This is a genomic window from Homoserinibacter sp. GY 40078 (genome assembly GCF_008017545.1).
Taxonomy (GTDB): domain Bacteria; phylum Actinomycetota; class Actinomycetes; order Actinomycetales; family Microbacteriaceae; genus Homoserinibacter.
Map to the genome: position 1 here is coordinate 616,722 of NZ_VRTZ01000002.1, position 23,267 is coordinate 639,988.

General features: G+C 67.0%; 18 protein-coding genes. 15 read left to right on the plus strand and 3 right to left on the minus strand.

Annotated features, from left to right (window positions below):
- Positions 1–48: 48 nt before the first annotated feature.
- From FVQ89_RS11715 to FVQ89_RS11750, 8 genes are all read left to right on the plus strand, one after another.
- Complete coding sequence (locus tag FVQ89_RS11715) at positions 49–2,121, plus strand: type IIA DNA topoisomerase subunit B (protein WP_147902111.1); 2,073 nt, start codon at positions 49–51, stop codon at positions 2,119–2,121.
- A 175-nt stretch (positions 2,122–2,296) separates the two neighbouring features.
- Complete coding sequence (locus FVQ89_RS11720) at positions 2,297–3,889, plus strand: ABC transporter substrate-binding protein (protein WP_147902112.1); 1,593 nt, start codon at positions 2,297–2,299, stop codon at positions 3,887–3,889.
- 37 nt (positions 3,890–3,926) lie between these two features.
- On the plus strand, positions 3,927–5,300 hold the full coding sequence (locus FVQ89_RS11725) for a M14 family zinc carboxypeptidase (RefSeq protein ID WP_147902113.1): 1,374 nt from the start codon (positions 3,927–3,929) through the stop codon (positions 5,298–5,300).
- The gene (locus FVQ89_RS11730; protein ID WP_147902114.1) at positions 5,297–6,223 is read left to right on the plus strand and encodes an ABC transporter permease; all 927 of its coding nucleotides are present in this window, start codon (positions 5,297–5,299) and stop codon (positions 6,221–6,223) included. The genes FVQ89_RS11725 and FVQ89_RS11730 overlap by 4 nt, the downstream gene beginning before the upstream one ends.
- Before the next feature lie 58 nt (positions 6,224–6,281).
- Positions 6,282–7,103 carry an ABC transporter permease gene (locus FVQ89_RS11735; protein ID WP_255513578.1) on the plus strand — a complete coding sequence of 274 codons (822 nt, stop codon included), beginning with the start codon at positions 6,282–6,284 and terminating at the stop codon, positions 7,101–7,103.
- 28 nt (positions 7,104–7,131) lie between these two features.
- Positions 7,132–8,517: a serine hydrolase gene (locus FVQ89_RS11740; protein ID WP_222706087.1), complete on the plus strand. Its 1,386-nt coding sequence runs from the start codon at positions 7,132–7,134 to the stop codon at positions 8,515–8,517.
- A gap of 74 nt (positions 8,518–8,591) precedes the next feature.
- Positions 8,592–9,125 carry a GbsR/MarR family transcriptional regulator gene (locus tag FVQ89_RS11745; protein WP_255513579.1) on the plus strand — a complete coding sequence of 178 codons (534 nt, stop codon included), beginning with the start codon at positions 8,592–8,594 and terminating at the stop codon, positions 9,123–9,125.
- Positions 9,122–10,783 carry an ABC transporter ATP-binding protein gene (locus FVQ89_RS11750; RefSeq protein WP_147902116.1) on the plus strand — a complete coding sequence of 554 codons (1,662 nt, stop codon included), beginning with the start codon at positions 9,122–9,124 and terminating at the stop codon, positions 10,781–10,783. Before FVQ89_RS11745 ends, FVQ89_RS11750 begins: the two co-directional genes overlap by 4 nt.
- 15 nt (positions 10,784–10,798) lie before the next feature.
- Here FVQ89_RS11750 and FVQ89_RS11755 read toward each other — a convergent pair whose 3' ends face one another.
- Positions 10,799–13,255, minus strand: a complete 2,457-nt coding sequence (locus FVQ89_RS11755) for a DNA topoisomerase (ATP-hydrolyzing) subunit A (protein ID WP_147902117.1) — start codon at positions 13,253–13,255, stop codon at positions 10,799–10,801.
- Positions 13,256–13,267: 12 nt separating this feature from the next.
- Between FVQ89_RS11755 and FVQ89_RS11760 the strand changes: the two genes are divergently transcribed.
- A complete protein-coding gene (locus FVQ89_RS11760) occupies positions 13,268–14,377 on the plus strand; it encodes an alkaline phosphatase family protein (protein WP_147902118.1) in 1,110 nt (369 codons plus the stop codon).
- A gap of 10 nt (positions 14,378–14,387) precedes the next feature.
- On the opposite strand, the gene sepH is transcribed toward FVQ89_RS11760, so the two are convergent.
- Positions 14,388–15,419, minus strand: a complete 1,032-nt coding sequence (sepH, locus tag FVQ89_RS11765; RefSeq protein ID WP_147902119.1) for a septation protein SepH — start codon at positions 15,417–15,419, stop codon at positions 14,388–14,390.
- A 207-nt stretch (positions 15,420–15,626) separates the two neighbouring features.
- Between sepH and FVQ89_RS11770 the strand changes: the two genes are divergently transcribed.
- Entirely contained in the window at positions 15,627–15,917 is a 291-nt protein-coding gene (locus FVQ89_RS11770; protein ID WP_147902120.1) for a DUF4193 domain-containing protein, read from the plus strand.
- 9 nt (positions 15,918–15,926) lie between these two features.
- Here FVQ89_RS11770 and FVQ89_RS11775 read toward each other — a convergent pair whose 3' ends face one another.
- Positions 15,927–16,385, minus strand: coding sequence for a DUF3093 domain-containing protein (locus FVQ89_RS11775; protein WP_147902121.1), 459 nt, complete (start codon positions 16,383–16,385; stop codon positions 15,927–15,929).
- A 33-nt stretch (positions 16,386–16,418) separates the two neighbouring features.
- Between FVQ89_RS11775 and dut the strand changes: the two genes are divergently transcribed.
- From dut to dxs, 5 genes are all read left to right on the plus strand, one after another.
- Positions 16,419–16,871: a dUTP diphosphatase gene (gene dut, locus FVQ89_RS11780; RefSeq protein ID WP_147902122.1), complete on the plus strand. Its 453-nt coding sequence runs from the start codon at positions 16,419–16,421 to the stop codon at positions 16,869–16,871.
- A complete protein-coding gene (locus FVQ89_RS11785) occupies positions 16,868–17,488 on the plus strand; it encodes a DUF3710 domain-containing protein (RefSeq protein ID WP_147902123.1) in 621 nt (206 codons plus the stop codon). Before dut ends, FVQ89_RS11785 begins: the two co-directional genes overlap by 4 nt.
- Complete coding sequence (locus FVQ89_RS11790) at positions 17,485–18,216, plus strand: DUF3159 domain-containing protein (RefSeq protein WP_147902124.1); 732 nt, start codon at positions 17,485–17,487, stop codon at positions 18,214–18,216. Before FVQ89_RS11785 ends, FVQ89_RS11790 begins: the two co-directional genes overlap by 4 nt.
- A 93-nt stretch (positions 18,217–18,309) precedes the next feature.
- Positions 18,310–21,198 carry an aconitate hydratase gene (locus FVQ89_RS11795; protein ID WP_147902125.1) on the plus strand — a complete coding sequence of 963 codons (2,889 nt, stop codon included), beginning with the start codon at positions 18,310–18,312 and terminating at the stop codon, positions 21,196–21,198.
- Between the two features lie 35 nt (positions 21,199–21,233).
- The gene (gene dxs / locus FVQ89_RS11800) at positions 21,234–23,177 is read left to right on the plus strand and encodes a 1-deoxy-D-xylulose-5-phosphate synthase (RefSeq protein ID WP_147902126.1); all 1,944 of its coding nucleotides are present in this window, start codon (positions 21,234–21,236) and stop codon (positions 23,175–23,177) included.
- Positions 23,178–23,267 lie beyond the last annotated feature (90 nt).

The window sequence follows — 23,267 nt, forward strand, 5'->3', positions numbered from 1 at the left end:
GCGGTGTGCCGCACGGCCGGCCGCGGTGGTGCCGGATAGTCTCGGTCGGTGACCGACTACAACGCCCGACATCTCTCCGTTCTCGAGGGTCTCGAGGCCGTCCGGAAACGACCGGGGATGTACATCGGGTCGACCGATTCCCGGGGTCTGATGCACTGCCTCTGGGAGATCATCGACAACTCGGTCGATGAGGCCCTCGCCGGGCACGGCGACAACATCGAGGTCATCCTGCACCCCGACTCGTCGGTGGAGGTGCGCGACCGAGCGCGCGGCATCCCGGTCGACATCGAGCCGAAGACGGGACTCTCGGGCGTCGAGGTGGTCTTCACCAAGCTTCACGCGGGCGGCAAGTTCGGCTCCGGATCGTATGCAGCGTCCGGTGGTCTTCATGGCGTCGGCGCATCCGTCGTCAATGCTCTCTCGGAGCGGCTCGACGTCGAGGTCGACAGGGACGGCAAGACATGGGCCATGTCGTTCCACCGAGGCGAGCCGGGCATCTTCGCCGACGCGGGGGAGCCGACCCCGGACGCCCCGTTCAGCCCGTTCGTCTCGGGGAGCGAACTGCGCGTCGTCGGCAAGGTGGCCAAGGGCGTCACCGGCACGCGCATCCGTTATTGGTCCGACCGTCAGATCTTCACCAAGGGTGCGGGTTTCCAGGCGGAGGAACTCATCGGTCGCGCCCGGCAGACGGCCTTCCTCGTTCCCGGACTCGGCCTCGAAATCCGCGACGAGCGGGGCGAGGAGTCGACGGTCGAGAGCTTCCGCTTCGACGGGGGCATCAGCGAGTTCGTGGAGCACCTTGCGCCGGATTCCGGGGTCACCGACATCTGGCGGATCCAGGGCACGGGTTCTTACACCGAGACGGTCCCGGTTCTTCAAGAGAACGGCCACATGGTTCCGACCGAGTTGTCACGCGAGTGCGAGGTCGATCTCGCCCTGCGCTGGGGGACCGGATACGACACCGTCTTCAAGAGCTTCGTGAACATCATCGCGACGCCCAAGGGGGGAACTCACCAGACCGGGTTCGAGCAGGGCCTTCTGAAGTTCCTGCGCGCCGAGGTGGAGCGCAATGCTCGCCGGTTGAAGGCCGGTAACGACAAGCTCGAGAAGGATGACGCCCTCGCGGGCCTCACGGCGGTCCTCACCGTCCGGTTGCCCGAGCCTCAGTTCGAGGGGCAGACGAAGGAGGTACTGGGCACGCCCGCTGTGCGAGCGATCGTGTCGAGCGCCGTCGTCAAGGGCCTGCAGGAGCGGTTCGCGAGTACCAAGCGCGATGACAAGGCGCAGACCTCGCTCGTGCTCGACAAGGTCGTCGCCGAGATGAAGTCCCGAATCTCGGCACGCGCGCACAAGGAGACGCAGCGCCGGAAGAACGCCCTCGAGAGCTCGTCGCTGCCGGCGAAGCTCGTCGACTGTCGATCGACGGATGTCGCGGACACCGAGCTGTTCATCGTCGAGGGTGATTCGGCACTCGGAACGGCGAAGCTCGCTCGCGACAGCGAACATCAGGCGCTGCTGCCGATCCGGGGGAAGATCCTCAACGTTCAGAAGGCCTCGGTGGCCGACATGCTGGGCAACGCGGAGTGCGCCTCGATCATCCAGGTGGTCGGAGCGGGATCGGGGCGTAGCTTCGACATCGACGCCGCACGCTACGGCAAGGTCATCATCATGAGCGACGCGGACGTCGACGGTGCCCACATCCGGACGCTCCTGCTCACTCTCTTCTTCCGCTACATGCGTCCGATGATCGAGGAAGGTCGGGTCTTCGCGGCTGTCCCTCCGCTCCACCGGGTGGTCGTCACGAACCCCGGCTCAAAGCCGAACGAGGTGATCTACACCTACTCCGAGCAGGAGCTCACGAATGTCCTCGCGACCATCAAACGGCAGGGTAAGCGGTACCAGGATCCGATCCAGCGGTACAAGGGCCTCGGTGAGATGGATGCCGATCAGCTGGCGGAGACCACGATGAGCAGAGCGCATCGGACCTTGCGGCGGGTGCGGATCGAGGATGCCGACGCGGCGAACCGGGTGTTCGAACTGCTCATGGGCAACGATGTCGCCCCCCGCAAGGAGTTCATCGTGGCCGGTCAGGGGCTCGACCGGTCGCGCGTGGACGTCTGACGAGCGCGAACCTATGTGGGATGTTTCGGCTCTGTAAAAGGTTCATTGCGTATTGAATCTTCGCGAGGTTCAGCACACATCGCTCCCATAATCTGTTGCTGCACCTTGAGATCCCCATTTCGGTGATCCCGAATCCGACGACGGCCGAGGCGTGCCGTCGGCCAAGGGAGGCACTATGCAAAAGCCCCGTACCGTGCGCGCTCTCGTGATCGCGTCCGTTGCACTGATCGGCCTGACCGCCTGTGCCACAGGCGGTTCCGAGCCCGAGACGAGCGACGACATCCTCATCTTCGCCGGCGGCGAGCCGGACCACCTGACGCCCGGGCGTCAGACGGTCGCATTCGATCAGGTGATGAGTGTGTTCTCGCCGCTGGTCGATCTCGACGCGGAGGGAAACACCTCGATGCTCGCGGCCGAGTCGGTCGAGAGCGATGACGCGACGACGTGGACCATCACGTTGAAGGACGGTTGGACGTTCCACAACGGTGAGCCGGTCACCGCGCAGAGCTACGTCGACGCCTGGAATTTCACGGCCTACGGACCCAACGCCTGGGAGAACAGCTGGGAGCTCGCGTCGATCGTCGGCTACGACGACCTGAACCCCGCCGAGGGCGACCCGACGACCGACGCCATGTCGGGGCTCACGGTCGTCGACGACCTGACGTTCACCGTCGAGCTCGTCGGGCCGGACAGCCAGTTCCCTCTCCAGCTCACGGGCGCACAGACGGGCTTCTACCCGATGCCCGAGGCCGCCTACGACGACCTGGATGCCTATGACCGCGAGCCCATCGGCAACGGTCCGTTCGAGATGACGGAGCCCTGGAAGGACACCGAGGAGTACACGGTCACCGCGTACGAGGACTACGCCGGCCCTGCGCCGACCATCGCCGGGATCACCTTCCGTCCGTACACCGACAACCTCACGGGATATAACGATGTGCTCGCGGGCAACGCTGATCTCGAATACCTCCCGACCGCGAAGATGACGAGTGCGATCGCCGACTTCGGCGAGGACCACGTCTACTCCCTCCAGGCACCGGGCGTCGACTACATCGGGTTCCCGCTCTGGGATGAGAAGTGGCAGAACAAGGAGCTCCGAGAGGCCATCTCGATGGCGATCGACCGCGACGCGATCAACGAGGCGATCTACGGAGGCCTCTACGCCCCGGCCAACTCGCTGACCGCACCCAACATGAACGGTGACCCCGCCGGGATCTGCGCGGAGCTCTGCGAGTTCGATGTGGACGCGGCGCAGGCGAAGCTCGCGGAGGCGGGCGGCTACGAGGGCACGATGACCATCGTGTACCCGGGCGGAAGCGGTCTCGACGAGCTGTTCGAGGCGTACGCGAACCAGATCCGTCAGAACCTCGGGATCGACGCGGTCGCGTCGCCGACGACCGACTGGGCCGAGTACTGGCAGTCGCTCGTCGACCACACGGTGGCCGGACCTCACTTCGGTCACTGGGGCGCGCTCTACCCGAGCCAGCAGAGCACCCTTCGTGCGCTGTTCACCGAGGGCGGCGGCTGCTACCTCTGCACCGGGTACTCCTCTCCGGAGGTCGACGAGCTGCTTCTCGAGGCGGACGCCTCGCAGACTCTCGACGACTCCTACGAGGGCTACGCCGCGGTGCAGGAGTTCGTGCTCGACGCGTTCCCGACAGTCCCCACGTTCTCCGCCACGTACAACTACGTGACCTCGGATCGCGTGGTCGAGCTGCCCGCCGTGTCCGGCAGCCCGGTCCTGTCGAAGATCGTGCTGGCCGACTGAGATCGTGATCCACAGCTCCACCGCATCGGAGCACCCGATGCCCGGCTCGCCGGAGGACATCCTCCGGCGAGCCGGCCGGGTGCCTCGCGCCGACGGCTTTCCCGAGATCGACACGTTGCTCGCCGAGTTCGATCGCCTCGCATCAGAGCATCCCGCCCTCATGACGGGTCGCCGCATCGGCACCAGCAGGCGTGGCGAGCCGATCCCCGGATACACCATCGGGAGTGGACAGCGCTCGTTCCTCATCGTGGGGGGAGTCCATCCCAATGAGCCGATCGGATTCCGCACTGCGCTCCACCTCGTCGGCGAACTCCTCGCCGACCCTGAGCTGCTCCGTGCGAGCGACGCCACCTGGCACATCGTGCCGTGCATCGACCCGGACGGAGCGCGACTGAACGAGGAGTGGTATCCGACGCCGGAGGACCGCATCTTCTACGCCCGACGCTTCTACCGGCCCGAGCCCGACCAGCAGGTCGAGTGGACCTTCCCGACCTCCTACAAGCGCGCCTATTTCGACCGGATGATGCCCGAGACTCAGGCGCTCGCCCGCGAGATCGATCGCGTGCGACCGGATCTCTACGTGGCACTCCACAACGGTGAGATGGGCGGCGTCTACTACTACCTGTCTCGACCCGTTCCGGAGTTGTACGGACTCCTGCACGAGCTCCCCGCATCGCTCGGGCTGCCCCTCGACACGGGCGAGCCGGAAGCCCCCTACCTCGAGACCTACGCTCCCGCGATCTTCGGGACCGGGTCGATCACGGACGCCTACGACTATCTCGAGGCGCTCGGGCTCGACCCGACCACGATGGTCGGAGGGTCGAGCTCGAGCGAGTACGCGGCTCGGTACGGCACGCTCTCGCTCGTCGCGGAGCTGCCGTACTGGTCCCACCCGGACGCGAACGACCCGTCTCCAGCGGGGGAGTCGTACGCCGAGCTTCTGAACCGCACGAGCGGTCAACTCATCGAGGCGTCCGAGGTCCTCGGCGACGTGCTGGCGTCGGCGTCCGAGCATCTGAGCATCCGATCGCCCTTCCTGAGCGCGTCGGAGGTATTCGTCCCCATGCTCGCGGACATCGGCCGCGTCGACCGGGCGCGAGCATCAGAGCCCGCTTCGCAGCGGGCGGCCACCGTCGCCGAGCGATTCGGATGCGAGGACCTGGTCCACTGCTTCCGCCTCCGCTACGGCGGGATGCTGCTTCGGGCGCTCGACGCGGAGAGCGTCGCGGGGGTCGCACCCGCTCCGCTTCGACGACTGCGTTCGCGTCTGGAGTCGATCTATTCCGAGTGGCAGGACGCCGCGGCGGCTGCGAGCACAGCTGCGGTCATCCCGGTGTCCGACCTCGTCGGGGTGCAGTACGGTGCGGTGCTCGCGGCGGCGTTCCACGGCCTCGGGGAGGGCGCATCATGATCCGATCACTGAGCCAGAGGCTCCTTGGACTGGTCATCGTCTTCTTCGGTGTGACCTTCATAATCTACGCGATGGTGTTCGCGCTTCCCGGCGACCCGATTCGTGCGCTCGGAGGCGAGCGTCCGATCTCGGATACGACGGTGGCGGCTCTCCGCGCGGCCTACCACCTCGATGATCCGCTGATCGTGCAGTACTTGCGCTACATCGGCGGACTTCTGACGGGAGACTTCGGCACCGACTTCTTGGGTCGGTCCGTGGGTGAGCAGATGCTTCGCGCGCTGCCCGTCACGATCGTGCTCGGCCTGAGCGCGTGGGCGCTCGAGATCATCGTCGGGCTCGGACTGGGGATCATCGCAGCTCTCCGACGCGATACCTGGATCGATCGGGGCATCCTGATCACGACGATCCTCGCGACGTCGATCCCGGTGTTCGTCGTGGGAGTGTCCGCGCAGCTGCTGTTCGGGGTGCGGTGGGGCATTCTCCCCGTCGCGGGAGACAAAGCGGGCTGGCCCGTCGCGTTCATCCTCCCGGCCGCCGTCATCGCCATCTACGGGTTGGCGGTCGTCTCTCGGCTCATCCGCACCTCGATGATCGACAACCTCGGCATGGATTACGTCCGAACGGCTCGGGCGAAGGGTCTGGCGCCCTCGCGAATCGTCGGTGTCCATGTGCTCCGGAACTCCGCCATTCCCGCCGTGACCTTCTTGGCGACGGACCTCGGGTACCTCCTCGGGGGAGCCGTCGTGGTCGAGGGGATCTTCAACCTCCCGGGCATCGGCAATCTGCTGTTCAGCGCGATCCGAGCTCATGAAGGTCCCACCGTGGTGGGCATCTCGACCGCACTGATCCTGGTGTTCCTCCTGACGAGCGCTCTCGTCGACTTCCTGCACACCCTCCTCGACCCGAGGATCCGCCATGACTGATGCACTTTTCCAGACCCCAGCTGTGACGAGACCGAGCAGAGGTCGGTGGAGGCGGGCGGTGCGTCGCCCCGGAGTGGTGGTCCCTGCAGCGATCCTGCTGGTACTGCTCATCATCTCCGCGTTCCCCGCTTTCTTCGCGGGGCTGTTCGGCAACGGCGACCCCCGCGTGTGCGACCTGACACGGAGCATCGATGGACCCGAGGCCGGGCACCCCTTCGGGTTCGACGTGCAGGGGTGCGACGTCTATGCGAACGTCATCTTCGGAACCCAGTCGTCCATCACCGTGGGCGTCCTCACGACCGGGTTGGCACTGTTGGTCGCGGTCGCCCTCGGAGTCATCGCCGGTACCCGGGGCGGTTGGGCCGACATGGTCATCTCACGGTTGACGGACGTCTTCCTCGGCTTCCCGTTCCTCCTCGGAGCGATCATCGCGCTGAACAGCGTCGCCGAGCGGAACGTCTGGTCAGTCTCGATCGTGCTCGCGCTGTTCTCCTGGCCGACGCTCGCGCGTCTCGTGCGAAGTTCGGTTCGCGGGGTGGCGAACTCGGAGTACGTTCTCGCCGCGCGCACGATGGGCCTCAGCTCCGCGCGGGTGATCGGCCGCTACATCCTTCCGAACGCGATGGGCGCCGTCATCGTGGTCTCGACGATCATGATCGGCTCGGTGATCGTCGCGGAATCCACGCTGACGTACCTCGGGATCGGACTCGAAGCGCCTGCGATCTCCTGGGGCCTGCAGCTTGCGAGCGCCCAGTCGAAGTTCCAGATGGCCCCGCACCTGTTGATCTTCCCCTCGCTTTTCCTCGCCGTCACGGTGTTCTGCGTCATCGTGCTCGGCGACTCGCTCCGCGCGGCATTCGATCCCCGCCGCACCGCGTGACACCGACCTGCACCATAGAGAGGTACCAATGACGACGTCCGCCCCGTATACGGCCGACCAGCTGACCAGCATGCGTGCTGCGATTCCCTATCTGCGATCGTGGGTGGACTATCGCCGCTGGGCCCTGCGGACCCCGGGAGTTCAATACGCAGTCAGATTCGACGGAGAGCTGCAGCTCTCGGGTGCTTCCGGCGTCGCGAACATCGAGACCGGCGAAGTTCTCACGACCGACCACCTCTTCCGGATCGCGTCCCACTCCAAGACCTTCACCGCGACCGCGATCCTTCAGCTGGCCGAGGCCGGTGCACTCCGCCTGGATGACACGGCCGTGTCCTTCGTCCCGTCTCTGGCGGGCAGTGCGGTCGCGGAGGTGACCGTTCGAGAGCTCCTCGGGCACTCGGGCGGAATCATCCGCGACGGGCTCGACGGCGACTACTGGCAGCACTCGCGACCGTTCCCCGATGAAGCTGAACTCCTGGAGATCTTGATCCGTGAGGGCAAGGTGCTCGATCGCAACGAGAAGTTCAAGTACACCAACATCGGGTACTCGCTTCTGGGTTTGATCATCGCGGCGGCGTCGGGTCGCAGCTACAACGCCTACGTCGCCCAGGAGATCTGCGCGCGACTGGGACTCGGCAACACCGGACCCGAATGGGACGACGCGCGCGCGTCCGAGTTCGCCGCCGCCCACACCGGCCTGCATCTCTCACGCACGCGCCGGAGGGTCGACCACGTGGACACGCGTGCCATGGCTGCGGCCACCGGGTTCTTCTCCACGGCGGAGGATCTCACGCATTACTTCTCTGCGCACTCCTTCGGGGACGAGCGGATGCTCTCCGACGCGAGCAAGAGGCTCCAGCAGCGGCACGAGTGGATCTCCGATCCCGACGATGCGGCAGCTGCGCACTACGGTCTCGGGATGATCTCCGAGAAGGTGGGCTCCCACGAGGTGTTCGGGCACAGCGGAGGCTACCCCGGGCACATCACTCGGAGCGTCTTCGATCCTCACACGGGCCTGGTGGTCAGCGTCCTCACGAACTCGGTCGACGGCCCGGCTGCCGAGCTCTCTCAGGGAATCCTCGCGCTCCTCGACTACGCGGCGGAGAAGCCTGCCACCGCGAGCACGCCGGACGCGTCGCGGTTCACCGGTCGGTTCGCGAACATGTGGGGTCCGGCCGATGTGGTGCAGCTGGGTGAACGGATTGTGATGGTGCACCCCAGCGCAGCGTCTCCGGTGTCCTCGGTCGAGGTCATGGAGGTGGCAGGTCCCGACTCGCTGCGGATCGTGAGCGGTACGGGGTTCGGCTCTCCGGGCGAGCTGCTGCGGTACCGGTTCGAGGGCGATCGGGTGGTGTCGGTGTCGGGTGGCGGTGGCATGACGATGTGGCCGCACGGTGACATCGATGATGAGTGAGTCACGACCGTGCTCCGGCTGAGCTGCTCCTATGCTGAAACTTCGAACTTTCGTGAATTTCGATCGGAGTTGACGTGACGACGAAGGTGGACGCAGACGTGACGGATTCAGAGATCGATCGCAGAGAGGCTGCACGCCGCGCCTTCGCCGAGGACTTCGGGCTCCAATGGGAGTCCTCCGGGTCGCCTCGGATGGAGGGCCGGATTCTGGGCTACCTGATGGTGATGGAGAGCCCCTACATCTCTTCGGCTGACCTAGCGGAGGCGCTGAACGCGAGCGCGGGATCGGTGTCGATGACGACGAGGCGCCTCGTGGAGGCGGGGTTCGTCCGTCGGCACGCGGTGCCGGGAGACCGGAGTCACTACTTCCGCATGGAGAGCGACGTCTGGGGCGGATGGCTCGCGGGGGAGCGCAAGTTCCTCGAGCGGATGCGCGAACTCATGACGCGAGGCCTCGAGCTGGGCATCGACGATCAACACGCGCGCGAGCGTCTCGTGAACGGTCGCGACTACATGTCGTGGGTGATCTCGTATCACCGGAAGATGCTCGGCGACTGGGAAGCGGCGAAAGCCGAACGCGACGCTCGTGCGAATCAGGAGACCACATGACACAGCCACTACTCACGATCGACGACCTCGCGATCGATTTCACCGTCGACGGGATCACGGCCCGCGCGGTCGAAGCCGTCTCGTTGGAAGTCGCCGCCGGCGAAGTCGTCGCTCTGGTGGGGGAGTCGGGCTCGGGCAAGACGGCCACCGCGATGGCCGTCCTCGGGCTGCTGCCGAGCAACGCGCGCGTATCGGGCAGCGTCCGCCTCGGTGAGGACGAACTGATCGGCGCGGATGAGGCGGTGCTGCGCGAGGTGCGCGGCAAGCGCGCGGCGATGGTCTTCCAAGACCCGCAGGGTGCGCTGAACCCGGTCTTCTCGATCGGCTTCCAGGTCATGGAGTCGGTCCGCCGCCAGGACCCATCGCTGAGTCGACGGGAGCTTCGCGCCCGCACGATCGAGCTGCTGGAGCGCGTCGAGATTCCGGAGCCCGAGAAGCGGCTCGGCTACTACCCGCACCAGCTGAGCGGCGGGCAGTGCCAGCGAGTGGTGATCGCCATGGCGCTGGCGAGCGAGCCGGAGCTGCTGATCGCGGACGAGCCGACGACGGCTCTCGACGTCACCGTTCAGGCGGAGATCCTCGATGTGCTCCGCGGTCTTCGTGAGCGGCTCTCCTGCGGAATCCTTCTCATCACCCACGACATGGGTGTCGTTGCCGACCTCGCCGATCGGGTGGTCGTCATGCGGAACGGGCGCGTGGTCGAGAGCGGCGGAGCCGTCGCGGTGTTTTCGCGACCGGAGGCGCCCTACACCCAGGAATTGCTGGCATCGGTACCTCGCATCGGGGGACGAGAGGCGACTGAGGTGGATCACGCGAAGCCCGCCGTGCTCGAAGTGTCCGACCTCGTCGTCGACTTCCATTCCCGTCGTCGCGGTGTCTTCCGCGCCGTCGATGGAGTGACGTTCTCCGTGCAGCCGTCTGAGATCCTCGCCTTGGTGGGCGAGTCCGGTTCCGGTAAGACCACGATCGGACGATCGGCGATCGGGCTGTCGCCCGTTACCCAGGGGAGCGTTCGCGTCGCGGGTCACGACGTCGTGCACGCGGGTCGTGCCGAACGCCGAGAGATGCGCAGGAAGGTCGGGGTCGTCTTTCAGAATCCGGCAGCGTCATTGAACCCCCGATACACCGTGGAGCAGACCGTGTCGGAGCCGCTGCGGGTCGTACTCGGCCTGCGCGGCAGGGAGCTGCGGGAACGCACCGTCTCCGTGTTGGAGTCGGTGGGCTTCTCGGGTGATTGGCTCACCCGTTACGGTCATCAGCTCTCCGGCGGTCAGCGTCAGCGGGTGTCGATCGCCCGGGCCGTCGCGCTCGATCCGGTGCTGCTCATCGCGGACGAGCCCACCAGCGCGCTCGATGTGTCCGTTCAGGCGCGCGTGCTCGATGTGTTCCGAGAGCTGCAGGCCTCGCTCGGCTTTGCCTGTCTGTTCATCAGTCACGATCTCGCCGTGGTCGACTCGCTGTGTGATCGTGTGGCCGTGCTGCGTCGGGGCCGTCTCATCGAGCATGGTGAGCGGTCGAGTGTGCTCTCGAATCCGCAGCAGGAGTACACCCGCGAGCTCGTCGCCGCGGTGCCGGTTCCGGACCCCGCTCTCCAGGCAGAGCAGCGTCGTCGTCGGTTGGCCGAGCTGGAAGCCTCGCGCGGGACCGCTGTGGCCTAGTCGCGCGAGCACCGCTCAGAGCGGTCGACCGACGGAGCCGATCACGGCGTCGAGAGGGGTGCCCGAGGCGTCTCGCTTCGCGCCCGGTTCCGGGAGCGCACGAGCGGCTCCGTCCGCGGAGATCGCGCGCGCGGGTGCCGGACCGGCCCAGGCGAGCGCGAGCGACGACTCACCCTTGAGGAACGAGTGGGAGCGCACGCCACCCGTCGCGCGTCCCTTGCCCGGGAATTCCGCGAAGTGCGACACCTTGCCTCGTCCCGCATCGGTGCCGGCGAGCGTCTCCGCGGGTGTGGAGATGGTCACGACGACGGCATCCGCAGGATCGACCGCACCGAAGAAGAGCACCTCGGATCCCGTGGCGAGGTTGATGCCCGCCATGCCTCCCGCGGCCACGCCCTGCGGCCGCACCTGCGATGCGGAGAAGTGCAGGAGTTGGCTGTCGGACGCGATGAACACGAGTTCATCGGAATCGGTACCCTGCGCCGCGCCGACGAGCTCGTCGCCGGGTTTCAAGCTGATGATCTCGAAGTCGGGTCGGTTCGGGTAGCCCCCGGCTGCGACGCGCTTCACGACACCGGATCGGGTGCCGAGAGCGATCGGAAGGTCCGAGGTGAGCGAGACGAGCCCGAGCACGCGCTCCTTCTTGTCGGTGATGCCCAGATAGTCGGCTATCCGCGCGCCGGCACCGAGCTGGACGGAGTTCGCCGGGACCGATGGCAGGTCGACAGGCGTGAATCGGATCAACCGCCCACGGGAGGTGACCGCGCCGAGTTCGCCCCGCGTCGTCCCACGAACCGTCGACAGGATTGCATCGTGCTTCGAGCGACGGGTCGCGGCGGCCGGTCCATCGATCCCGTCTGCCAGATCCACGCGTACGGCTCGGCCCGTGGTCGACAAGAGCACGAGGGTCGGCGCGTCGGGGATCTCGAGGGACGGCGCTGACGACTTCCGCGAGGACGCCGAAGCGGCGACGTTCACGCCGGCCTCGGTGAGGAGTGTTCGGCGCGGGGTGCCGAACCGTTCGGCGACCTCATCGAGCTCGTCGCCGACCTGGGTTCGAATCCGGCCGGGATCGGAGAGCAACGCCTCGAGCTCGGCGATCTCAGCGCGGAGGCGGTCGCGTTCCGTCTCGAGCTCGATCCGGCTGAAGCGCGTGAGGCGTCGGAGCTGGAGCTCCAGGATGTAATCCGCCTGCAGTTGTGAGAGGTCGAAGACCTCCATGAGGCGCGTGCGCGCCTGCGCGGTGTCATCGCTCGAGCGCACGACCTGAATCACTTCGTCGATGTCGAGGATCGCGATGAGGAGGCCGTCCACGAGGTGCAGGCGCTCCTGCCGACGGGCCAGGCGGTACTGCGAGCGTCGCGTGACCACCCGGATGCGGTGGTCGAGGTAGACCCTCAGCATCTCGCGCAGCCCGAGGGTCTGCGGCCGACCCTCGACGAGTGCGACGTTGTTGATCGAGAAGCCATCTTCGAGCGGGGTCAGACGATACAGCTGCTCGAGGACGGCCTGCGGCGAGAACCCCGTCTTGATGCCGATGACCAGCCGCAGGCCGTTCTTGCGGTCGGTCAAGTCGGTGACGTCGGCGATTCCCGTGATCTTCTTCGACTGGACCCCGTCCTTGATCTTCTCGATGACCTTCTCGGGGCCGACGAGGTAGGGAAGCTCGGTGACCACGAGCCCCGCCCGCCGAGCCGAGAGCTGTTCGATCGAGACCTTGGCGCGTGTCTTGAAGCTGCCACGACCTGCTCGATAGGCGTCGCGGATGCCGTCGAGGCCCACGATGGTTCCCCCGGTGGGCAGGTCGGGCCCGGGCACGTAAGCCATCAGCTCTTCGAGGGTGGCCTCCGGATTCTCGAGCAAGTGCCGCGCCGCCGCCGCCACCTCGATCAGGTTGTGCGGGGCCATGTTGGTCGCCATGCCCACCGCGATACCGCTTGCACCATTGACGAGGAGGTTCGGGAAGGCCGCGGGGAGCACTTCGGGCTGCGTGAGCTGGTTGTCGTAGTTGGGGACGAAGTCGACGACGTCCTCATCGAGTGACTCGACCAGCGCGAGCGCCGCAGCCTGCATCCGCGCCTCTGTATAGCGCGGGGCGGCCGGACCGTCGTCGAGCGACCCGAAGTTGCCGTGGCCGTCCACGAGCGGCACACGCATCGTGAAGTCCTGCGCGAGGCGCACGAGAGCGTCGTAGATCGCCCCGTCGCCGTGCGGGTGCAGGCGTCCCATGACGTCGCCCACCACACGGGCTGACTTCACGTGGCCACGGTCCGGTCGAAGCCCCATCTCGTTCATCTGATAGAGGATCCGGCGCTGCACGGGCTTCAGACCATCCCGGGCATCGGGAAGCGCACGGGAATAGATGACCGAGTAGGCATACTCGAGGAAGGAGCCCTGCATCTCGGTCGACACATCGACGTCTTCGATGCGTTCGCCGGCGGGGAGTGCGGTAGGGGAGTCGGGCGGAGTCATAAGATCGTCGCCATGCTACCGGGGGGGAATTCGCATCGGCGTCGGCTTGCCGAGGTCATCCCGAATTGCCTCGATGCGGTTCGGGGTCGTCGAGGAGCGTGGGGACTTCCGTCCGTCGAGAAGGCGGTCGTCGTCCTGGTGGACGGGCTCGGTCACGAGGCGCTCGTCGCCGCTCGGGGCCACGCGAGGACCCTCGCCACCGGGGCTGGCGCGGACACCGCCATCGGCTCCGGATTCCCCTCGACGACGGCTGCGGCACTGGCCACGCTCACCACGGGTGAGCCGAGCGGTCGGCACGGGCTGGTCGCGTATCGCGGATACGATCCGGCCCGCGACGTGCTCGTCAACCAACTCTCGGGGTGGGAGGGGCTGGACCCCGCGACGTGGCAGCGGATGCCGACGCTCTTCGAGCGGGCATCCGCCGAGGGAATCCCCTCCGCAGCGATCGCACATGCTCGCTACCGGGAATCCGCATTCACTCACGCCGTGCTGCGGGGTGCGGAGTTCCTGGGCGCCGCTCAGCCGTCGGGCAGGCTGGACCTACTCGGGAACGCGCTCTCCGCGCCCGGACCGGCGCTCATCTACTACTACGTTCCCGAACTCGACATGACAGCTCACGCCCGGGGCGCATCATCAGACGCCTGGCTGGCAGCGCTCGAGGAGTTCGATGCCGAGCTCTCGGCGATGATCCGCATGCTGGGACGGCGGGACGGCCTCGTCGTGACCGCAGACCATGGAATCGTCGACGTCCCTGAGCAGGCGCACCGCATCCCCGAGCAGAACCTGCTCGATGACGTCGCCCATGTCGCGGGAGAGCCGCGCTGCCTCCAGCTCCACCTCCAGGAGGGGACGGATCCGCACGCCGTGGCGGAACGCTGGCGATCGTCGGAGGGACGACGTGCCTGGGTCGCCACGCGCGACGAGGCGATCGAGGCCGGATGGTTCGGGACCGTCGACCCTGAGGTGGCTCCTCGTATCGGTGACGTCCTGATCGCGGCTCGAGGCACGTCTGCGTACTACGTCGACCCGGACGATCGCGCGCGCGCCATGATCGGGCAGCACGGCTCGCTGACGCCGTCGGAGACCGGCATCCCGTTCGTCCGCTTCGGCGCCTTCGCCTGACCCGGGCGGGTCAGAGGTCGTCGTCGCTGCGGGCTCCGAAGACGATCTCATCCCAGCTGGGCATCGACGCGCGCCCGCGACGCTTGCCCAGCGGGCCCGTCGCCCCGGATGAGCCTGAGGCCTTGGCGGTGGGCTGCGACGATGCCTCGGGAACCTCCGGAAGGTCGTCGAGCGGCACGTCCACGAGCTTCACCACGCCCGTCGACGGATGCGCCGCCAGGCCTTGCTCGGCCTCATCGAGGTCGAGCGGCTCGCGCTCTCCGCGACGACGCCGCAGCGCTTCCAGTAGATCCGCGGTGTGGTGTGTGCCCGATGGCTCCTCAGCGGGGGCGGGGCGTGCGCCGATCTCGAACTGCGCGAACTCCACTGCCGTGATGACCGTGCCGTCCTGATCGGTGTCGACTTCGAACGCACCGCTGTCGAAGCGTGCATCGTCGCGCTCGTCGAGCGGAACGGCACGAAGACGGGGGATGAGGCTCTGCGGGAGCTCGCCCTGCTGCGAGAGCGTCACCGCCTCCTGGTTCGCGGGGGTCAGCGACTGCTTCTTCGGGTCGAACCCCCACCGGGCGTCGCGCTCGACATCGTGTGCCGTGAAGGTGAGCTTCACGATCCACCCGCCGCCCTGCTCCTTCCAGCTGGACCAGCGCTCACCGCTCGCGCCCGCCTCGCCGAGGCGCTCACGGATCACCGACCCGAAGGTCGCACCGGAGGCCAGCGGATCGGTCTCGACCGCGGTGTGGACGGGCACGTTGAGAGCCGACTCGACCACGTATTCACGCTCCGCGAGAACCGGTCCCTCAAATCGCTTCACGTAATCAAGAGATGCGCCGGTCACCCGCGAGACGTCTTCGGCGGTCATTCCCGCGCGGATCTGCGCCTGGATCTCGCGTGGTGCGAGCCGTCGCCCGGTTCCGGGGTCGGGCGTCGAGGCGCGCAGGCGCGACTGAAGGGTGTCGTCGACGGCAACCCGGTACTGGGCTCCCTCATCCGAGGCGAGCAGAAGGGAGCCGTTCTCGACTCCGATCACCTTGAGCTCTTGCATGCCGAACCGTCCTCCCGGGCGTCAGGATCCAGCGCAAGGATGCCACGTGCAAGGACCGGAACCGGGGAATACACCGGGCGTGCCGCGAGTTGCACAGACCGCGGTTCCCGAGGTTTCTGGGAGCCGACTGGGAAGGTTTGCGCTTCCGCATCCGATGATGCAGACTGACGCCGCTTCACCAGCACGAACCGACCTGGATGGATGGGAATGGCAACCGATTACGACGCCCCTCGGAAGACCGACGACGACACCGAGTCGATCCAGGCCCTCCAGGAGCGTGTCCCCGACAAGATGTCGGGAGTGGTCGACGTCGATGACGCCGACAACCCGGGATTCGAGCTCGCAGGTCAGGACCTGTCGGACCTGGACCTCGACGTCGTCGTGCTTCCGCCGCAGGAGGATGAGTTCACCTGCATGAGCTGCTTCCTGGTGAAGCACCAGTCGCAGTTCGATCACCAGAGCGACCTCGGGCCGATCTGCGCGGAGTGCTCGGCCTGAGCTCGCGTCTCACCTTCGGGTGAGGTGCGCGGCGATCGTCGCTGCCAGCCGATCCGCGGATCTGCTGGAGATGATCCAGTAGGGCGTCGGATCCTGCGGGTCGTCCAGTTCGATACGGACGACGTCGGGGATCCAGCCGCGGATGAGCAGCCATGCGTCGGCGTGCAGGCGCACGCCGCGCTCGGCGACCGCCTCCGCCCCATGCACGCTACGCACCTCCGACACCACGTCGAGGGGCAGGCGGGCGCGTCCCGCACGGAGCATGCCGTTTGCGACCTCGATGGTGGGCGTCGTCAGGATCAGAACGGCGACGATCCCGCCGTACAGCAGGGCGGCGACCGCTGCACCGGCCCAGATCGAGATGGGCAGGAACACGAGCAGAGCCGCAGGGATCACGAGCGCCGTCGCGAGGAAGATCCATACCGACGGCGACAGGCGCTCTCGGTACACAGGCTGGTTCGTCGACATCACTGCTATTCGACCATGGACTAGCCTCGTGGGGTGACCGAGACCGTCGAGGTGTTGTTGCGCGGAGACACCGTGCCCACGTACTCGCACCCGGGCGACGCCGGCGCCGACCTCACGTCGACCGACGACGTCGTGCTCGGGCCGGGGGAGCGCGCCACCCTGGGTACGGGGACCGCGATCGCGCTTCCCGACGGCTATGTCGCCTTCGTCGTTCCCCGCAGCGGTCTGGCGGCACGTCACGGCATCACGATCGTGAACAGCCCGGGCACGGTGGACGCCGGGTACCGGGGCGAGATCCGCGTGACGTTGCTGAACACCGACCGCAGCGAGCCCTACACCGTACGTGCGGGCGACCGGATCGCCCAGTTGATCGTCATGCCCGTCAGCCGGGCCGAATTCATCCCCGTCGAGCGACTCCCCGGTTCCGACCGCGGTGAGGGCGGGTTCGGCTCGACGGGATATGCGACCCGAGGAGGAACCGCGTGACTGACGCATCCGACGGCGACGCCGTCGTCGACCACCCGAAGTCGGCTCCGGCCGATCGTGAGGAGAGCGGTCCGCTCGACGTGAGCGAGGCGAACTCTGTGCGACCGTACGTCGATCTCGGCGGTGTGAAGATCCTTCCGCGGCCCGAGCTGGCCCTGCGACTCGAGATCGAGGAGGGGAGCAAGCGCGTGGTCGCGGTCGCGCTCGACTATGCGGGCTCGACCCTGCAGGTCCAGCCGTTCGCGGCGCCCCGGACGTCGGGTCTCTGGCACGAGATCCGTGAGCAGATCATCGAACAGGTGACGAGGCAGGGTGGCCGCAGTCAGACCGTTGACGGTCCGTTCGGCCCGGAGATTCGGGCCGAGATCCCGGTCGCCGAGGGCTCCGCTCCTGGCGTGCGAATGGCGCGTTTCGTCGGGGTCGACGGTCCGCGCTGGTTCCTGCGCGGCGTGATCAGCGGTCAGGGCGCTGTCGATGCCGAGGCTGCCGCACAGGTCGAAGACCTCTTCCGAAGCATCGTGGTGGTGCGAGGCACGACGCCGATGCCCCCGCGTGACCTCATCCCTCTTCACGTGCCGGCGAACGTGCAGGCCGGTTCCGGCTCGTCCGCCGAATGAGCGAACCATCGAGGCCGGAGCGCGAAGGCACATCGGAACCGTCGTTCGCGGATGCGGTCGCGGCTGCGGCGCGCCGTTCGGGACTCGGGCGGGTCGAGCCGGGGCAGGCTCCGACGGCCAGCGCGCTGCTCTCGGCGATCGGCGGCGTCCGTGGGCTCATCGAGTCGATCCTCCCGGGCCTCGTTTTCCTGACCGTCTACACGATCACCCAAGACGTGCTGCCGTCGGTGCTCGCGCCTCTCGGGATCGCCATCGTGTTCATCGTCGTCCGGCTCGTGATGAGGCAGCCGGTGACCTCGGCCGTCGCCGGAGCGCTGGGAATCGGCATCTCGGCGGCACTAGCGCTCTTGAGCGGACGTGCGGAGGACAACTTCGTCCCGGGCTTCATCATCAATGTGGTCACGGTGGTCGCGATGCTCGTGTCGGTGCTGGTGCGCCGGCCGTTGGTCGGGGTCATCGTCGGGGTTCTCACGGGCGACGCGGAGTGGCGCGCTGACCCGGCGAAGGTCCGCGTCTCGCTGGTCGCGACGATTCTGTGGGCCGCGCTTCCGGCTCTCCGCCTCGCGGTCCAGGTGCCGTTCTACCTCGCCGAGCGGCCCGACCTGCTCGCGGCGACGAAGCTCGTGATGGGTGTGCCGCTCTACGCGATCCTGCTGTGGATCACCTGGCTGCTGATCCGAAGTGCGTGGTCAGCGAAGCCTCCGGCGGAGGCGAAGAACGAGGCGTAAGATATCTTGATGTCAAGATAAATCGGCGCGGCTGCCGGACTCCGAGAGGCTTAGGCTTGCCTTGCTGGAACCGCGCCCGCGTCGGCCGCCAGGATGGCCGGGGTGGCATCAGCCCGCAGCCAGAGGGGAACGACAGTGTCGATCAACAGTTTTTCCGCACGTGACACCTTGAGCGTCGACGGTACCGACTACGAGGTCTTCCGCATCGATGCGGTCCCGGGCTACGAGAAGCTCCCCTTCTCGCTCAAGGTGCTGCTCGAGAACCTGCTCCGGACGGAGGATGGCGCAAACGTCACGCGCGCCCAGATCGAGGCTCTCGGATCGTGGGATCCTACGGCGGAGCCCGACACCGAGATCCAGTTCACGCCGGCTCGTGTGGTCATGCAGGACTTCACCGGCGTCCCCTGCATCGTCGACCTCGCCACGATGCGCGAGGCGGTGACCGCGCTCGGTGGCGACCCGAAGCGCATCAACCCGCTCTCTCCCGCGGAGATGGTCATCGACCACTCGGTCATCGCCGATCTGTTCGGTACCGAGAACGCTCTCGAGCGCAACGTCGAGATCGAGTACGAGCGCAACGGTGAGCGCTACCAGTTCCTGCGCTGGGGCCAGACGGCCTTCGATGACTTCAAGGTGGTCCCGCCCGGCACGGGGATCGTCCACCAGGTCAACATCGAGCACCTCGCCAAGGTGATCTACGACCGGGAGGTCGCTGACGGCGATGGCGGGCGCGTGCTCCGCGCTTACCCCGATACCTGCGTCGGCACGGATTCGCACACGACGATGGTCAACGGCCTGGGTGTCCTGGGATGGGGTGTCGGCGGTATCGAGGCGGAGGCCGCGATGCTCGGTCAGCCCGTCTCGATGTTGATCCCGCGAGTCGTGGGCTTCAAGCTCACGGGCGAGATCCCCGCGGGCGTGACCGCGACCGACGTCGTGCTCACCATCACCGACATGCTCCGCAAGCACGGCGTGGTCGGCAAGTTCGTCGAGTTCTACGGCGAGGGTGTCGCGTCGGTGCCGCTCGCGAACCGAGCGACGATCGGCAACATGAGCCCCGAGTTCGGCTCCACGGCGGCGATCTTCCCGATCGACGACGTGACGATCGACTACCTGCGTCTCACGGGACGCGACGAGCAGGCCGTCGCCCTCGTCGAGGCTTACGCGAAGCAGCAGTCGCTCTGGCACGACGCATCGCGCGAGCCCGTCTACAGCGAGTACATGGAACTCGACCTCGGCACCGTCGTGCCCTCCATCGCCGGACCGAAGCGCCCGCAGGACCGCATTCTGCTCTCGGAGGCGAAGGCCCAGTTCGAGAAGGACATCCTCGGGTACGCCGCGCCGTCCATCTCCCACGACATCGTCGACCTCGAGTCGAAGCACTCGTTCCCGGCGTCCGACCCGGGTGCCGCCCCCGGTGACGAGGATCACGACACCCGCGAGGTCCACATCAACTCCGGCCGGCCGCACGCCGCCTCGAATCCTGTCCCGGTGACGACTCCGGACGGCTCCCGCTACATGCTCGACAACGGCGCCGTCACGCTCGCGGCGATCACCTCGTGCACGAACACCTCGAACCCGTCGGTGATGATCGCGGCGGGACTCCTCGCCAAGAAGGCACTCGAGAAGGGCCTCACGCGTAAGCCCTGGGTGAAGACCACCCTCGGGCCCGGCTCGAAGGTCGTGACCGATTACTACGAGAAGTCGGGCCTCGACAAGGCGCTTGAAGGTCTCGACTTCTACACCGTCGGTTACGGCTGCACTATCTGCATCGGGAACTCCGGACCGCTCATCGAAGAGGTCTCCGCAGCGATCAACGAGAACGACCTCGCCGTCACCGCGGTGCTCTCCGGCAACCGCAACTTCGAGGGGCGGATCAGCCCGGACGTGAAGATGAACTACCTCGCGTCCCCTCCGCTCGTCGTCGCCTACGCTCTCGCCGGAACGATGAACTTCGACTTCGAGACCGATCCGCTCGGTCGCGACCAGGCGGGTGACGACGTCTTCCTCAAGGACATCTGGCCTTCGCCGGACGAGGTCCAGGACATCATCGATTCCTCGATCTCTCGTGAGCAGTTCATCAAGCAGTACGCGACCGTCTTCGACGGCGACGAGCGGTGGAAGAACCTGCCGACCCCGACCGGACCGGTCTTCGAGTGGGACGCAGATTCGACCTACGTCCGCAAGGCCCCGTACTTCGATGGCATGACCATGGAGTTGACCCCGGTCACCGACATCCGCGGGGCTCGCGTCATGGCCACCCTCGGCGACTCCGTGACCACGGATCACATCAGCCCGGCTGGTTCGATCAAGGCCGGCACTCCGGCCGCCGAGTACCTCGAGGCGCACGGAGTCGCCCGCAAGGACTACAACTCCTACGGTTCGCGACGCGGCAACCACGAGGTGATGATCCGCGGCACCTTCGCGAACATCCGCCTGAAGAACCAGCTCGTTGCGGCCGTCAACGACGGACAGGTCGTGGAGGGCGGGTACACACGTGACTTCACGCGCGAGGGCGGACCCCAGTCGTACATCTACGACGCGAGCATGAACTACCAGGAGCAGGGAACGCCTCTCGTCATCTTCGGCGGCAAGGAGTACGGCTCGGGATCCTCGCGCGACTGGGCAGCCAAGGGCACGAGCCTCCTGGGCGTTCGCGCGGTCATCACTGAGAGCTTCGAGCGCATCCACCGCTCGAACCTCATCGGGATGGGCGTCGTGCCGCTTCAGTTCCCGGCAGGGGAGAGCTGGTCGTCCCTCGGGCTCGACGGCACCGAGATCGTCTCGATCGAGGGCCTCGAGGAGCTGAACGAAGGACGCACCCCGAAGACCGTGCGAGTGACCGCGGAGCCGAGCGAGTTCTCGCCCGAGGGCAAGAGCGCCGTCTCGTTCGACGCGGTCGTGCGGATCGACACCCCCGGGGAGGCGGAGTACTACCGCAACGGCGGCATCCTCCAGTTCGTGCTGCGGTCGCTCGTCTAACGGTCGTCGCACGACGACGGGCGTAGGCTCACTCTATGTCGGTTCTCGAGACGATTCGTGGTCCCCGCGATCTGGATCGACTCAGCCGCGAGGAACTCGAGCAGCTCACCGTCGAGATCCGCGAGTTCCTCGTGCGCGAGGTGTCGCAGACCGGGGGGCACCTGGGGCCCAACCTCGGTGTCGTCGAGCTGACCGTGGCGATGCACCGGGTCTTCGACTCGCCGCACGACGCGATCGTGTTCGACACCGGGCATCAGAGCTACGTGCACAAGCTGCTGACGGGTCGGCAGGACTTCACCGGGCTGCGGAGCAGCGGTGGTCTCGCCGGGTACCCGCAGAGGTCCGAATCGGTGCATGACATCGTCGAGAGCTCCCACGCATCGAGCTCTCTCAGTTGGGCGGACGGCATCTCGCGATCGTTCGCGATGACGGGCCAAGGGGACCGCTATGTCGTCGCCGTCGTCGGAGACGGAGCGCTGACGGGGGGAATGACCTGGGAGGCGCTCAACAACATCTCGGACGACAATTCTCGGCGTCTCGTGATGATCGTGAACGACAACGGGCGCTCCTACGCGCCGACCATCGGCGGGATGGCGCGCTTCCTCAACACCGTCCGCACGCGGCGCGCCTATCGTTCGCTGTATCGCTCGAGCCGCCGGTTCTTCGACCGGCTCGGCACTCCCGGGCGAGCTTTCTACCGAGGAACGCGTGGCGCGATCCACGGGTTCCTGTCGCGCTTCTCGAACAACGAGGCTCTCTACTCCAACCTCGACATCAAGTACCTGGGGCCGATCGACGGCCACGACCTGGGGTCGCTCGAGGAGGCGCTGCGTCAGGCGAAGGATTTCGACGCGCCCGTCATCGTGCATGTCATCACCCAGAAGGGCCGGGGTTACGAGCCCGCTCTCGCGGACGTCGCCGATCAGTTCCACGCGGTCGGGCAGATCGATGCCGAGACGGGCGAGCCGCGCGAGGTGTCGAGCCGCCCGTCGTGGACGTCGGTGTTCGCCGACGAGATCCAGGAACTGGCCGCGCGGGACCCGAAGCTCGTGGGGATCACCGCGGCGATGCTGCGACCTACCGGACTTCACCTGTTCGCCGAGCGCTTTCCGGATCGGGTCTTCGATGTCGGCATCGCCGAGCAGCACGCCGTCACGAGTGCCGCTGGGCTCGCGTACGGCGGGCTGCATCCCGTCGTCGCGCTCTACGCGACCTTCATGAACCGGGCGTTCGACCAGGTGCTCATGGACGTGGCCCTGCACCGTGCGGGGGTCACCTTCGTCCTCGACCGGGCGGGCGTGACCGGCCCCGACGGGCCGAGCCACCACGGGATGTGGGATCTCGCGATTCTGCAGGTGGTGCCCGGCATCCGCATCGCGGCCCCGCGGGATGCGACGCGGCTGCGTGAGGAGCTGGCCGAGGCCGTGGCCGTCGACGACGCACCGACCGTGCTCCGCTTCTCGAAGGGGTCGGTCGGCAACGAGTTCGATGCCGTCCGCCGCACGGCAGACGGCGTCGATGTGCTCCGCGAGGCGCCGCACCGGGATGTCCTGCTCGTCGCAGTCGGTCCGATGGCGGCGCTCGCGATGCGCGTCGCGGATCGGCTCAGCGCGCAGGGAATCGGTGCGACGGTGGTCGATCCCCGATGGGTCATCCCTGTCCCCGACAGCATCGTGGAGCTCGCCCGGTCGCACCGACTGGTCGTGACCATCGAGGACGGGATCCGGGTCGGCGGCGTCGGGACGCGCATTCGGCAGGACCTGCGCGCCGCAGGTGTCGACACAGCCGTCGACGAACTCGGTCTGCCGGACGAGTTCCTGGATCACGCGTCGCGGGATGAGATCCTCGAGCTCGTGGGGCTCACAGATCAGCGGATCGCCCGCGACATCGTGTCGCAGGTCCTCGGGACCCGCATCCCCGTGGCACGACCGCTTCCGGATGAGCCGGCGCGGGAATACGACTCCGAGAACGAGCGTTAGTCCGCCCGTACACGTCACCGATGTCGGTGGCTTGTTGTAATGTGAACGCCGTCCACATCATCGGACATTCGGGCGTCGTCAGCCCAGCAC

Coding starts and splice junctions, on each gene's coding strand:
- FVQ89_RS11775 (WP_147902121.1), bottom strand. CDS start 16,385: ATGTCGACGAACCAGCCTGTGTACCGAGAGCGCCTGTCGCCGTCGGTA.
- FVQ89_RS11755 (WP_147902117.1), bottom strand. CDS start 13,255: ATGACTCCGCCCGACTCCCCTACCGCACTCCCCGCCGGCGAACGCATC.
- FVQ89_RS11720 (WP_147902112.1), top strand. CDS start 2,297: ATGCAAAAGCCCCGTACCGTGCGCGCTCTCGTGATCGCGTCCGTTGCA.
- FVQ89_RS11790 (WP_147902124.1), top strand. CDS start 17,485: ATGAGCGAACCATCGAGGCCGGAGCGCGAAGGCACATCGGAACCGTCG.
- dxs (WP_147902126.1), top strand. CDS start 21,234: ATGTCGGTTCTCGAGACGATTCGTGGTCCCCGCGATCTGGATCGACTC.
- FVQ89_RS11795 (WP_147902125.1), top strand. CDS start 18,310: ATGGCCGGGGTGGCATCAGCCCGCAGCCAGAGGGGAACGACAGTGTCG.
- FVQ89_RS11740 (WP_222706087.1), top strand. CDS start 7,132: ATGACGACGTCCGCCCCGTATACGGCCGACCAGCTGACCAGCATGCGT.
- sepH (WP_147902119.1), bottom strand. CDS start 15,419: ATGCAAGAGCTCAAGGTGATCGGAGTCGAGAACGGCTCCCTTCTGCTC.
- FVQ89_RS11725 (WP_147902113.1), top strand. CDS start 3,927: ATGCCCGGCTCGCCGGAGGACATCCTCCGGCGAGCCGGCCGGGTGCCT.
- FVQ89_RS11770 (WP_147902120.1), top strand. CDS start 15,627: ATGGCAACCGATTACGACGCCCCTCGGAAGACCGACGACGACACCGAG.
- FVQ89_RS11730 (WP_147902114.1), top strand. CDS start 5,297: ATGATCCGATCACTGAGCCAGAGGCTCCTTGGACTGGTCATCGTCTTC.
- FVQ89_RS11760 (WP_147902118.1), top strand. CDS start 13,268: ATGCTACCGGGGGGGAATTCGCATCGGCGTCGGCTTGCCGAGGTCATC.
- FVQ89_RS11750 (WP_147902116.1), top strand. CDS start 9,122: ATGACACAGCCACTACTCACGATCGACGACCTCGCGATCGATTTCACC.